The organism is Streptomyces sp. NPDC032091 (assembly GCF_055580265.1).
The window spans coordinates 14,980-27,824 of record NZ_JBVILR010000042.1 but is presented as its reverse complement, the minus strand read 5'-3'; the positions used below and the strand labels follow the sequence as shown (position 1 = coordinate 27,824).

General features: G+C 72.3%; 9 protein-coding genes. 7 read left to right on the top strand and 2 right to left on the bottom strand.

Annotated elements, in window-relative coordinates:
* On the bottom strand, positions 1-4,316 hold a 4,316-nt coding region (locus ACZ5NJ_RS37220), incomplete at its 3' end, for a beta-ketoacyl synthase N-terminal-like domain-containing protein (RefSeq protein WP_468771173.1).
* Positions 4,317-4,401: 85 nt separating this feature from the next.
* Positions 4,402-5,616, bottom strand: coding sequence for a cytochrome P450 (locus ACZ5NJ_RS37215; protein WP_468771171.1), 1,215 nt, complete (start codon positions 5,614-5,616; stop codon positions 4,402-4,404).
* Positions 5,617-5,899: 283 nt separating this feature from the next.
* On the opposite strand from ACZ5NJ_RS37215, the gene ACZ5NJ_RS37210 reads away from it, so the two are divergent.
* The 7 genes from ACZ5NJ_RS37210 (at position 5,900) to ACZ5NJ_RS37180 (ending at position 12,823) form a co-directional block, all read left to right on the top strand.
* Positions 5,900-7,132 carry a macrolide family glycosyltransferase gene (locus tag ACZ5NJ_RS37210; RefSeq protein WP_468771170.1) on the top strand — a complete coding sequence of 411 codons (1,233 nt, stop codon included), beginning with the start codon at positions 5,900-5,902 and terminating at the stop codon, positions 7,130-7,132.
* Positions 7,133-7,266: 134 nt separating this feature from the next.
* A complete protein-coding gene (locus ACZ5NJ_RS37205) occupies positions 7,267-8,574 on the top strand; it encodes a cytochrome P450 (RefSeq protein WP_468771168.1) in 1,308 nt (435 codons plus the stop codon).
* Between the two features lie 54 nt (positions 8,575-8,628).
* On the top strand, positions 8,629-9,081 hold the full coding sequence (locus ACZ5NJ_RS37200) for a sugar 3,4-ketoisomerase (RefSeq protein WP_468771166.1): 453 nt from the start codon (positions 8,629-8,631) through the stop codon (positions 9,079-9,081).
* On the top strand, positions 9,078-10,208 hold the full coding sequence (locus ACZ5NJ_RS37195; protein ID WP_468771165.1) for a DegT/DnrJ/EryC1/StrS family aminotransferase: 1,131 nt from the start codon (positions 9,078-9,080) through the stop codon (positions 10,206-10,208). Before ACZ5NJ_RS37200 ends, ACZ5NJ_RS37195 begins: the two co-directional genes overlap by 4 nt.
* Positions 10,201-11,166, top strand: coding sequence for a glucose-1-phosphate thymidylyltransferase RfbA (gene rfbA / locus ACZ5NJ_RS37190; RefSeq protein WP_468771163.1), 966 nt, complete (start codon positions 10,201-10,203; stop codon positions 11,164-11,166). The genes ACZ5NJ_RS37195 and rfbA overlap by 8 nt, the downstream gene beginning before the upstream one ends.
* A gap of 39 nt (positions 11,167-11,205) precedes the next feature.
* The gene (gene rfbB / locus ACZ5NJ_RS37185; protein ID WP_468771162.1) at positions 11,206-12,231 is read left to right on the top strand and encodes a dTDP-glucose 4,6-dehydratase; all 1,026 of its coding nucleotides are present in this window, start codon (positions 11,206-11,208) and stop codon (positions 12,229-12,231) included.
* Complete coding sequence (locus ACZ5NJ_RS37180) at positions 12,218-12,823, top strand: dTDP-4-dehydrorhamnose 3,5-epimerase family protein (protein WP_468771133.1); 606 nt, start codon at positions 12,218-12,220, stop codon at positions 12,821-12,823. The genes rfbB and ACZ5NJ_RS37180 overlap by 14 nt, the downstream gene beginning before the upstream one ends.
* The last annotated feature ends 22 nt before the right edge of the window (positions 12,824-12,845 follow it).

The window sequence follows — 12,845 nt, the reverse complement described above, 5'->3', positions numbered from 1 at the left end:
GGCAGCTCCCGCACCCCCTCCACCGGCTCCTCCACCCGCTCAGGAGCCTGCTCCAGGATCACATGCGCGTTCGTCCCGGACACCCCGAACGAGGACACGCCCGCACGCCGCGCACGCCCCACCTCGGGCCAGTCACGCGCCTCCGTCAGCAGCTCAACGGCGCCGTCCTCCCAGTCCACCCGGGACGAGGGCGCGTCCACGTGCAGGGTCTTCGGAAGCCGGCCGTGTTCCAGCGCCATCACCATCTTGATGACGCCACCGACCCCGGCAGCCGCCTGCGCATGCCCGATGTTCGACTTCAACGACCCCAGCCACAAAGGCTGTTCACCCGACCGCTGACCATAGGTCGCCAGCAGCGCCTGCGCCTCGATCGGGTCACCCAGCCTCGTGCCCGTCCCGTGCGCCTCCACCACGTCCACATCGGCCACACCCAGACCGGCACTGTCCAGCGCCGCCCGGATCACCCGCTGCTGCGAAGGCCCGTTCGGCGCCGTCAGACCGTTCGACGCACCGTCCTGGTTCACGGCCGAACCCCGCACCACCGCCAACACCCGATGACCCTTCGCCACCGCGTCCGACAACCGCTCCACCAGCAGCATGCCCACGCCCTCGGCCCAGCTGGTGCCGTCGGCCGCATCCGCGAAGGCCTTGCTGCGGCCGTCGGCGGCCAGACCGCGCTGCTGCGAGAACTCGACGAACAGTCCGGGCGCGGCCATCACCGCGACACCGCCCGCCAGGGCCACGTCGCACTCACCGGTCCGCAGGGACTGCGCGGCCAGGTGGAGGGCGACCAGGGAGGAGGAGCACGCGGTGTCCACCGTCACCGCCGGGCCCTCCAGACCCAAGGCGTACGAGATGCGGCCGGACATGACGCTGGCGGTGTTGCCGGTCAGCAGGTAGCCCTCGTAGCCTTGCGCGGGCTCGTACAGTCGGGGGCCGTACTCCTGCGACATGGCGCCGACGAAGACGCCGGTGCGTGAACCCCGCAGCGAGGACGCCGGGATCCCCGCCCGCTCCAGCACCTCCCACGACGTCTCCAACAGCAACCGCTGCTGCGGATCCATCGCCACCGCCTCACGCGGCGAAATACCGAAGAAGTCCGCATCGAACTCCCCCGCCTCATGCAGGAAACCCCCCTCCCGCACATACGAACGCCCCGCGACCCCCGGCTCCGGATCAAACAGCGACTCCACATCCCACCCCCGGTCCCCCGGGAACGACGACACCGCGTCCACCCCCGAGGACACCAGATCCCACAACCCCTCCGGAGACGACACCCCACCCGGGAAACGGCACGCCATCCCCACGATCGCGATCGGGTCGTCCACCTCCGGGCCACGGTGCGGCCGCTCGCGGCGGACGGGTGCGGCGGCGGGCTCGACGACGCCGGCGACGGCCGCGGCCTCGGCCGCCGCATCCCTGATCAGGCGGGCGACGGCGAGCGGGGTCGGGGAGTCGTAGATGAGGGTCGTGGGCAGGCGCAGGCCGGTCGCGGCGCGCAGCCGGTTGCGCAGTTCGATGCCGTTGATGGACTCGAAGCCGTGCTCCTTGAACGTCCGCTCGGCGGTGATCGACTCCCGGGAGGGGTGTCCCAGCACGGCGGCGGCGTGGACGCGGACCAGTTCCAGGACGTGGTCGAGCTGCTCGTGCTCCGACAGGCCCCGCAGTTCCCGGCTGAGCAGCGTCTCGTCGGCCGCCGCGGGACGGTTGTCGGCGTCGGTGGTGACCTCGCCGAGCCAGTGGCGGGTCCGCTGGAAGGCGTACGTCGGCAGCGGGACGCGGCGGGCGCCGGTCCCCTCGAAGAGGGAGGCCCAGTCGATGTCCACGCCCCGGACGAACAGTTCGGCGGCGGAGGTCAGGAACCGCTCCAGGTTCCCCTCCTGGCGCCGGAGCGAACCCACGGCGGTGACCTCCGTGCCCGCCGCTTCGGCCGTCTCCTGGATGCCGAGGGCCAGCACGGGGTGGGCGCTGGACTCCACGAAGGTCCCGAAGCCCTCGCCGAGCAGCAGCTCGACGGTGTCCTCGAAACGGACGGGCTGTCGCAGGTTGCGGTACCAGTACGCGGCATCGAGCGCGGCCGTGTCGACCAGCTCGGCGCTGACGGTCGAGTAGAAGGGAACCTCCGGCCGGCGCGGAACGATCGGGCCGAGCACGTCGAGCAGTTCGGCCTCGATCCGCTCGACGTGCGCCGAGTGCGAGGCGTAGTCCACGGGCACCTGACGCGCCCGAACACCCTCGGCCTGAGCCTCCGCCACGAACGCCGCCACGGCATCCGCGTCACCGGCAACCACGGTGCTCGACGGCCCGTTCACGGCGGCCACCCCGAGCCGACCCGTCCACCCGGCCAGCCGCTCCTCGACCTCCACGAGCGGCAACGGAAGGGAAGCCATGCCCCCCAGCCCCGCCAGCTCACGCCCGATCACAGCCGCCCGCAAGGCCACCACCCGGGCGGCATCCTCCAACGACAACGCACCCGACACAGCGGCAGCGGCGATCTCACCCTGCGAATGCCCCACCACCGCATCCGGAACGACCCCCAGGGAACGCCACACCTCCGCGAGGGAGACCATGACCGCCCACGTCACCGGCTGAACCACATCCACCCGGTCCAGCGACAGCCCCTCCCGCACGACCTCCACCACATCGAAGTCGACAAAGGGCGCCAGCGCATCGGCACACTCCCGCATCCGAGCCGCGAACACGGGCGAGGACTCCAACAGCCCCGCACCCATCCCCATCCACTGCGTCCCCTGACCCGGGAACACCCACGCCACCCGGCCGGTCTCCCCGGCGACGCCGTGCACCGCCGACCGTTCCAGGCGGGTCAGGAGTTCCTCCCGGTCCCCGGCCAGGACCACCGCGCGGTGGCCGAAGACCGTACGGGTGCCGGCGAGGGTGTGGGCGACGTCGAGGAGGTCCAGCTCCGGGGTGTGCTCGACGTGGGCGCTGAGCCGGGCGGCCTGGTCGCGCAGGCCCTCGCCGGTGCGGCCGGACACGACCACCGGGACGACCGGCGGCCGCCCGCGTACGGCCCGGGCCGGGGCCGGTGCCGGGGCCTCCTCCAGCACCAGGTGGGCGTTGGTGCCGCCCATGCCGAACGAGGACACGCCGGCGAGCCGCCCGCGCCCCTCGGGCTCGGTCCACGGCTCCAGCGTGGTCTGGACGCGCAGGTTCAGCTCGTCGAGCGGGATGTCCGGGTGCGCGGTCTCGTAGTTGAGGCTGGGCGGGAGCTCGCCCTCGCGGACGGCGAGGGCGGCCTTCAGGAAGCCGACGAGGCCCGCCGCGCCCTCCAGGTGGCCGACGTTGGTCTTGGCCGAGCCGACGGCGAGCGGCGAACCGGCGAGCGGCGAACCGGCCCGCGCCGCGCCGAGGACGGCGCCGAGGGCCGCCGCCTCGACGGGGTCGCCGGCGCGGGTGCCGGTGCCGTGCAGTTCGACGAACCCGACCCGTGCCGGGTCCACGCCGGCCCGCTCGTAGGCCTCGCGCAGCACGGCCTCCTGGGCCGCCCGGTCGGGGGTGGTCAGGCTCGGGCCGCCGCCGTCGTTGTTGACGGCCCCGCCCCTGATGACGCAGTGGACGCGGTCGCCGTCGGCGAGGGCCCGGGCGAGCGGCTTGAGGACGACGGCCGCGCCGCCCTCACCGCGTACGTAGCCGTTGGCGCGGGCGTCGAAGGTGTGGCAGCGGCCGTCCGGGGAGAGGGCCCCCATGAGTTCCATCAGGGTGGTGCTGTCCTCGGCGAGGATCAGGTTGACCCCGCCGACGACGGCCAGGTCGGTCTCCCCGCGCCGCAGGCTCTCGCAGGCCAGCTGGACGGCGACGAGGGAGGAGGACTGGGCGGTGTCGACGGCCATGCTGGGGCCGCGCAGGCCGAGGAAGTGGGAGAGCCGGTTCGCGGTCATCGCGCGGTGCCGGCCGGCGGCGCTGTGGCCGCCGGCATCGCCGGTGCGGCCCGCGAGCGTGGCGTAGTCGTCGGAGGCGATGCCGACGTACACGCCGGTGCGGGTGCCGGAGAGCCGGGCGGGGAGGATTCCCGCGTCTTCCAGGGCCTCCCAGCCGAGTTCGAGGACCAGGCGCTGCTGCGGGTCGGTGGCGGCGGCCTGCGCGGCGGTCATCCCGAAGAATTCGGCGTCGAAGTCGCCGTGGTTCTCCAGGGCGGCGCGCCAGGTTCCGTCCTCCTGTCGGGAGACGGAATGACGGCCGCTCCGCAGGAGCTGCCAGAATTCTTCGGGCGTGGCCGCTCCGGGCAGTCTGCAGGCGAGCCCCACGACGGCTATGCGGTTGTCGCCAGCGTACTGCTCACCCGTCTTGGGGGTCATCGATTCTCCATGGCCAGAGATGAAATGCGATATTCCCGGTCACGGAAATTCGCGAAAAGTCGGCGGGCGGTCACCAGGCGGGCGGTCACCAGGTGACCGGGAGCTCCACGGGGCCGCGTACCAGCATTCCCTCGTGCCAGGCCAGGTCCTCCTGGGGGACGGCGAGGCGCAGTGCGGGGAGCCGGGTGGTGAGGGCTTCGAGCGCGCACTGGAGTTCGGCGCGGGCCAGCGGGGCGCCGAGGCAGAAGTGGGGGCCCTGGCCGAAGGCGAGGTGGGGGTTGGCGGCGCGGTCCAGGACGAGGGAGCCCGCGTCCTCGAAGACGTCCTCGTCGCGGTTGGCGGAGGCGAGGGAGTAGACGACGGCTTCGCCGGCGCGGATGGTGACCCCGCCGATCTCGATGTCCTCGGTGGCGACGCGGCTGGGGCCGACGCTGGACCAGAGGGGGACGACCCGCAGGAGTTCCTCGACGGCGGAGGGAACCAGTGCGGGCCGGGCGCAGAGTTCCTCCCAGTGGGTGCGGTCGCCGCCGAGCAGCAGGGCGATCTGGCCGGCCAGTTGTCCGGCGGTGGTCTCGTGGCCGCCGATGAGCATGCCGCCGACCAGCATGAGCAGTTCGTTCCCGCTGAGCCGTCCGTCCTCGTCCTGGGCTTCGATCAGGGCGCTGAGCAGGTCGTCCTCGGGCCGCTCGCGGCGCTTGGCGACGTAGCCGCGCAGGTAGTCGGCGTACTCCTCGGCGGCCGCGGCGACCTCGTCCTCGGTGTGGCGGCTGGCCGACATGAGGGCTTCGGTGAAGGTGCGGAAGATGTGCCGGTCGTCGTGGGGGATGCCGAGCATCTCGCAGATCACGGCGGTCGGCAGCGGCAGGGCCAGGCGCTGGACGAGGTCGGCGGGGCCGCCGTCGGCGACGAGGGCGTCGATCAGCCCGTGCGTGATCTCGGTGATGCGGGGGCGCAGCGCGGCGACGCGGCGGGCGGTGAAGGCGCGGGAGACGAGGCGGCGCAGCCGGGCGTGGTCCTCGGGCGGCATGCCCATGAGGCCGACGGAGTCGAGGGCCCGGGGTGCGGCGCGGGGGACGTCCCGGTCGGCGCCCGCGTGCATGCTCAGGCGGGGGTCGGCGGAGGCCTTCTTGACGTCCGCGTGGCGGGTGAGGAGCCAGGCTTCGCCGCCGTAGGGCATGCGGACCCGCACGACCGGCTCGGTCTTCCGGAGTTCGGCGTAGGCCGGGTCGAGTTCGAGGTCGACGCGGTCACCGAAGGGATAGGTCCGGACGGCTCCTGCGGCGGCATGAGGGCAGTTCATGGCTGGATCTCCTCTGAAGCACGGGCCCTGTCACCCAACAACAGTGCGGTGGGCGTGCCGCGAGGGGGCCGCCGACTATGTCAAATAGCCGAGAATTCCCCGGAAAATTCAAGGGGGAATCGAGTGGCGGTCCACGCCGATTTTAGTCGGGCCCGGCAGGGCCATGGGCTGCCGGCGGGAACACGGAGAGCGGACGGACACTATGTCAACTCCGTACTTGCGCCCGGACTGCCGGTGCATTTAATTTCCATTGCATCGATTCAAGATTCGAAAGGCTGCCTCGATGGCGCATATCGCCTTCTTCATCCTCCCTGCGGCGGGTCATGTGAATCCGACGCTGTCGGTCGCCCGGGAGCTGGTCGCGCGCGGCCACCGGGTCAGCTACGCCCTGTCGGAGAACTACGGCGAGCGCGTGCTCGCGACGGGTGCGGAGTTCCTTCCGTACCCGATGGACCAGGACGAGTTCCTGGAGACGATGGTGCCGCAGCAGGACTCCGCGTCGTACACCGACCAGCAGGAGTTCCTGAACATGATGAAGTGGATGCTGGCGCTGACGCAGCAGACGCTTCCGTCGTTCGAGGCGCACTTCGGGGCCCCGGAGAACCGTCCCGACGTGTTCGTGTGCGACCCGTCGTCGTTCTGGAGCGGGCACATCCTGGCGGCGAAGTGGGGGATCCCGGTCATCCGGAGCACGCCCACGTACGTGGCGAACGAGCACTGGTCGCTGCACCCGCCGGTGGACACGGCCGAGGAGCAGCAGGAGGACCCGGAGACGGGCGAGCTGTTCGGGGTCGTCGCGGGGCTGCTCGCGGAACACGGGGTGGACAAGGGCATCGGCGAGTTCGCCGACGACGTCCACTCGGGGCCGGCGCTGGTGTACCTGCCGCGGGCGTTCCAGTACGCGGGCGACACGTTCGGCGAGGAGGTCAACTTCGTCGGGCCGTGCACGAGCGCGAACAGCTTCCACGGCGACTGGGAGGCCCCGCGGACGGGCCGGCCGCTGGCGCTGATCTCGCTGGGCACCCTGTACAACAAGCAGCCGTCGTTCTTCCGCGCCTGTGTGGACGCGTTCGCGGACCTCGACTGGGACGTGGTGATCGCGCACGCGGGCGGGGTGGCCGAGGGCGAGCTGGGGGACGTGCCGGAGCACATCCGGGTGCACCGGTTCGTGCCGCAGGGCGCGGTGCTGGAACACGCGACCCTGATGATCAACCACGGCGGTACGAGCACCGTGCTCCAGGCCGTCTCCGAGGGCGTGCCGGTGATCTCGGTGCCGCAGATGGCGGAGCTGCACGCGACCGCCACGCGCGTCGAGCAGCTGGGCGTGGGCGCCAAGATCCTGCGCAAGGACGTTTCGCCCGAGCTGATCCGGGAGACCGTGCTGGCCGTCGCGGGTGACGAGGGCGTCCGGGCCGCCGTGGCGCGGCTGCGCGAGGAGATCGCCTCCGCGGGCGGTCCCGCGGCGGCCGCCGACGCGATCGAGGGGCTGCTGGCCCCCGTCCCCGCCGGGGCCTGACCGGCCCCGGCGCCTGACCGGGCCGCTCCCCCACGGGCGCCTGACCCGGGCCGCTCCCCCACCGGCCCCGGCGCCCCCGCCGCCCCGCCGCCCCCCTCCGACTCCCCGCCGAAACCGAGCTGAGGAAAGCCGACATGACGACACAGACCACCGAGGCCGTCGCGGCCGAGGACGCCGCCGCCCTGGAGGCCGTGGCCGAGGACGGGGCGCAGGCCCCCGAGGAGCCCCCGCACCCGCTGGCGCAGCCGGCGGAGGCGAACGCCGCCCAGCTGCTGGAGTGGTTCAAGAAGGCCCGGGCCGAGGCGCCCGTCTTCTACGACTCGACGCGCTTCGCCTGGCAGGTGTTCTCGTACGAGGACTACAACACCGTCTCCACCAACCCCCTCGTCTTCTCCTCGGACTTCTCGCCGGTCTTCCCGGTGCCGGAGGAGCTGGCGCTGCTGATGGGTCCGGGCACCTTCGGCGGCATCGACCCGCCGAAGCACGGTCCGCTGCGCCGGCTGGTCGGCCAGGCGTTCACCCCGCGCAGGATGGCGGCGCTGGAGCCGCGCATCGAGGAGATCACCAAGGAGCTCCTCGCCGGACTGGGCGACCGGACCGACATCGACGTGGTCACGGACCTGGCGTACCCGCTGCCGGTGACGGTGATCGCGGAGCTGCTGGGCGTGCCCGCCGCCGACCAGGACCTGTTCCGCGAGTGGGTCGACGTCATCCTCAACAACGAGGGCATGGAGTACCCGAACCTCCCGGACGACTTCGCGGAGACGATGGGCCCGGCCATCAAGGAGTGGGCGGCGTACCTGTACGCGAAGATCGCGGAGAAGCGGGCGGAGCCGACGGACGACCTGATGAGCGGGCTCATCGAGTCCGAGGTGGAGGGCCGCCGGCTCACGGACGAGGAGATCGTCAACATCGTGGCGCTGCTGCTGACGGCGGGCCACATCTCCAGCGCCACCCTGCTGAGCAACCTGTTCATCGTGCTGGACGAGCACCCGGAGGCGCAGGCGGAGCTGCGCGCCGACCGGTCGCTGATCCCGGCGGCGGTGGAGGAGACGCTGCGCTACCGCAGCCCGTTCAACAACATCTTCCGGCTGCTGACGCAGGACACCGACATCCTGGGCGTGCCGATGAAGGCCGGCCAGATGGTGACGGCGTGGAGCGCGTCCGCCAACCGCGACGAGACGCAGTTCCCGGACCCCGACACCTTCGACGTGCACCGGTCCGCGAACAAGCACATGGCGTTCGGCCACGGCATCCACCACTGCCTCGGGGCGTTCCTGGCCCGGATCGAGGCGAAGGTGTTCCTGAACCTGGTCTTCGACGCCTTCGAGTCGTTCACGGTCCACCACGACAAGGCGGAGTTCTACGAGGCCGACCAGCTGACCGCCCGTCATCTGCCGGTCTCCGTCGTCCGCCCGGCCGCCGGCCGGGACGGGAGCTGAGGCCGTAGCCGGGGCGGGACGGTTCGTACCAGGGCAACCAGGGAGCGCGATCGTATGGCGGTGGGCATCACCACGGAAACGAAGGTCGGCAGGGTCAAACCCTGCGCCTTCATCGACTTGGAGCAGCACAACGACGAGCGCGGCAAGCTGTCCGTCGTCGAGTCCGGATGGACGGCGGGGTTCCCGATCAGACGGGTGTACTACCTGCACGACCTGGATGTCGGATCGTCCCGCGGCGGCCACGCCCACCGGGCGCTGGAGCAGCTGATCATCGCCGTGCACGGGAGCTTCACGATCACCGTGGACGACGGGGTCAACCAGGCCGAGTACGAGCTGAGCGACGCCGGCCGGGGCCTGTACGTCGGGCCGATGGTGTGGCGGGACCTGAGCAACTTCTCCGAGGGCGCGGTCAGCCTCGTCCTGGCGTCGCTGCACTACGACGAGGCGGACTACTACCGCGACTACGACGAGTTCCTGGCCGACGCGCGGAAGGGGTGGCGGCTGTGACGGCCACCACCGCGGTCCGCGTGCCCTTCCACGACCTGCGGGACCTGCACGCCCTGGACGGCCTCCAGGAGGAGCTCGACGCGGCGGTGCTGCGGGTGACGCGCTCCGGCCGCTACCTGTTGGGGCCCGAACTGGAGGCCTTCGAGGACGAGTTCGCCCGCTACTGCGGGGGCGGCCACTGCGTCGGGGTCGGCAGCGGGCTGGACGCCCTGGAGCTGACGCTGCGCGCGCTGGGCGTCGGCGAGGGCGACGAGGTGATCGTCCCCGGGCACACCTTCGTCGCGACCTGGCTCGCGGTGTCCGCGACGGGCGCGCGCCCGGTGCCGGTGGAGCCGGAGCCGGACTCGTACCTGCTCGACCCGGCCCGGGTGGCGGCCGCGATCACCCCGCGGACCCGGGCGGTCATGCCGGTGCACACCTACGGGCACCCCGTGGACCTGGACGCGCTGGACGCCGTGACCGCCCCCCGGGGCATCGCGGTCGTCGAGGACGCCGCCCAGGCGCACGGGGCCCGGTACCGGGGCCGGCGCATCGGCTCCCGGTACGCGGCGGCCTTCAGTTTCTACCCGGGCAAGAACCTGGGCGCCCTGGGCGACGCCGGAGCGGTGGTCACCTCGGACGCGGGGCTCGCGGAGCGGATCCGGCTGCTGCGCAACTACGGCTCCCGGGTGAAGTACCGGCACGAGGAGCAGGGCACCAACTCCCGGCTCGACGAGATCCAGGCGGCGGCCCTGCGGGTCAAGCTGACCCGGCTCGACGCCTGGAACGCCCGCCGCCGCGCCGTCGCCGGCGCCTACGCCGAGGGCCTCGCCGGCCTGCCGGGGATCACCGTGCCCGGAGTACGGCCCTGGGCGGAGCCGGTGTGGCACCAGTACGTGATCCGCTGCGCCGGCCGGGACCGGCTGCGCGCCGCGCTCACGGACGCCGGGGTGGAGAACCTGGTCCACTACCCGGTGGCCGTCCACCGGTCCCCCGCCTACGCCGGTGCGGCGCACGGCCCGCTGCCCCTCTCCGAGCGGCTGGCCGCCGAGGTGCTGAGCCTGCCCATGGGGCCGCAGCTGACCGCGAACGATGTGGAGACCGTCATCTCGGCGGTCCGTGACGCCACGGAGAGCAGTCATGATTGAGGTTCCGGCCCTTCCGGGCGTCGCCGCGCTCGGCGCCCACGGGTCCCGCCGCCCGCTCAAGGGCATCGTCCTCGCGGGCGGCAGCGGTACCCGGCTCCGCCCGCTGACCGGGACGCTGTCCAAGCAGCTCCTGCCGGTCTACGACAAGCCGATGATCTACTACCCGCTGTCGGTGCTGATGCTGGCCGGGATCCGGGAGATCCAGATCATCTCGGCCAAGAACCACCTGGAGATGTTCCGTTCGCTCCTCGGCGACGGCTCCCAGCTGGGCCTGGAGCTGACGTACGCGGAGCAGGACGAGCCGCGCGGGATCGCCGAGGCGTTCCTCATCGGCGAGGAGCACATCGGCGACAGCCCGGTGGCGCTGATCCTCGGTGACAACGTCTTCCACGGCCCCGGTTTCTCCACCCTGATCCAGCAGGCGGCCCGCCGCCTGGACGGCGCGGAGCTGTTCGGCTACCCCGTGCAGGACCCCGAGCGCTACGGCGTGGGCGAACTGGACTCCGAGGGGCGGCTGGTCTCGCTCGTCGAGAAGCCGGCGGTGCCCCGCTCCAACCTGGCGGTGACGGGCCTGTACCTGTACGGCAACGACGTCGTGGAGATCGCCAAGGGGCTGACCCCGTCGCCGCGCGGCGAGCTGGAGATCACCGACGTCAACCGGGTGTACCTGGCGCAGGGCCGGGCCCGCCTCAACGAGCTGGGGCGCGGCTTCGCCTGGCTGGACATGGGCACGCACGACTCGCTGCTCCAGGCCGGCCAGTACGTGCAGCTGCTGGAGCAGCGGCAGGGCGAGCGGATCGCCTGCGTGGAGGAGATCGCCCTGCGGATGGGGTTCATCAGCCACGAGCAGTGCTTCGCGCTCGGCCGCGAGCTGGGCGACTCCAGCTACGGCAACTACGTGCGCCAGCTCGCCGGCCGGGCCGCGCGCGGCGAGCGGGCCGACACGTCGGCCGCCTGAGCAACCGTCCCGTTCATTTTCCAGAAAGGCCCCTTCGCGATGCGCGTCCTGGTGACCGGAGGTGCGGGCTTCATCGGCTCGCACTTCGTCAGAGAGCTGCTGTCCGGCGCCTATCCGGACCTCGGCGAGGGCGAGGTGGTGGTGCTGGACGCCCTCACCTACGCGGGGAACCCCGCCAATCTGGACCCGGTGGCCGGGCATCCGCGGCTGGAGTTCGTCCACGGCGACATCTGCGACGCCGCGCTGGTCGCGGAGCTGATGGCGGGCACCGGCCTGGTGGTGCACTTCGCCGCCGAGTCACACGTGGACCGGTCGATCGCCGACGCGTCGGCGTTCGTGCGGACCAATGTGCTCGGCACGCAGACGCTGCTCCAGGCCGCCGTCGAGGCGGGCGTCGGCCGGTTCGTGCACGTGTCGACGGACGAGGTGTACGGGTCGATCCCCGAAGGCTCCTGGCCCGAGGAGCACCCGCTGCGGCCGAACTCCCCGTACGCGGCGTCCAAGGCGTCCTCGGACCTGCTGGCGCTGGCCTTCCACCGTACGCACGGGCTGGAGGTGTGCGTGACGCGCTGCTCCAACAACTACGGGCCGTACCAGTTCCCGGAGAAGGTGGTCCCGCTGTTCACCACCAACCTGGTCGACGGCCTCGGCGTCCCGCTGTACGGGGACGGCGGCAACAGCCGCGACTGGCTGCACGTCGACGACCACTGCCGGGGCATCGCGCTGGTCGCGGCGAAGGGGCGGCCGGGCGAGGTGTACAACATCGGCGGCGGCACCGAGCTGACCAACGCCGAGCTGACCGGGCGGCTGCTGGAGCTGTGCGGGCGGGACGCCTCGGCCGTACGGCGGGTCGCGGACCGGGCCGGCCACGACCGCCGCTACTCGGTGGACATCGCGAAGATCTCCGCCGAGCTCGGGTACGCCCCGCGCGTACCCTTCGAGCGGGGGCTGGCCGACACGGTCGCCTGGTACCGGGAGAACCGCGCCTGGTGGGAGCCGCTGAAGGCGGCCGCCGCCCCCGCGCCCGCCGGGACGGGCGGAGGTGGCGCCGGTGCGTGTCGTTGAGACGGAGCTGCCCGGCGCGTACCGGATCTTCCCGCAGCGGTACGAGGACGAGCGCGGCCACTTCTACGAGACGGCCCGGTACAGCCGGCTGACCGAGGAGACGGGGCTGCCGTTCACCGTCCGCCAGGTCAACAGCTCGGTCTCCCGCCGGGGCACCCTGCGCGGCATCCACGTCGGGGACGTGCCCGGTGACGCGAGCAAGCTGGTCACCTGCGTGCGCGGCGCGGTCCTCGACTTCATGGTCGACCTGCGGGTGGGTTCCCCCACCTTCGGCCGGTACGCGATGACCCGGCTCGACGCCGGGGAGGGCGTCTCCCTGTACCTGCCCGGCAGCATCGGGCACGCCTTCCTCGCGCTGGAGGACGGCTCCTGCGTCACCTATCTGCTGTCCGCCGAGTACGTGCCGGGGGCGATGGTCGACCTCGACGCGCTGGACCCCGAACTGGCCCTGCCGTGGGGGCTGACCGGGCCGCCCATCCGCTCCCCGAAGGACGCGGCGGCGCCCTCGCTCGCCGAGGTCCTGGCGTCCGGCCGGCTGCCCCGCCACACCCCCTGCGCGCCGCCGCGCCCGCGCACCGCGCCGCTCTCCTGACGCCAGACCCGCCCGAGGAGCT

Excerpts from the sequence above, each read along its gene's own strand:
- ACZ5NJ_RS37215 (WP_468771171.1), bottom strand. The coding sequence starts at position 5,616 with ATGAACTGCCCTCATGCCGCCGCAGGAGCCGTCCGGACCTATCCCTTC.
- ACZ5NJ_RS37210 (WP_468771170.1), top strand. The coding sequence starts at position 5,900 with ATGGCGCATATCGCCTTCTTCATCCTCCCTGCGGCGGGTCATGTGAAT.
- ACZ5NJ_RS37205 (WP_468771168.1), top strand. The coding sequence starts at position 7,267 with ATGACGACACAGACCACCGAGGCCGTCGCGGCCGAGGACGCCGCCGCC.
- ACZ5NJ_RS37200 (WP_468771166.1), top strand. The coding sequence starts at position 8,629 with ATGGCGGTGGGCATCACCACGGAAACGAAGGTCGGCAGGGTCAAACCC.
- rfbA (WP_468771163.1), top strand. The coding sequence starts at position 10,201 with ATGATTGAGGTTCCGGCCCTTCCGGGCGTCGCCGCGCTCGGCGCCCAC.
- rfbB (WP_468771162.1), top strand. The coding sequence starts at position 11,206 with ATGCGCGTCCTGGTGACCGGAGGTGCGGGCTTCATCGGCTCGCACTTC.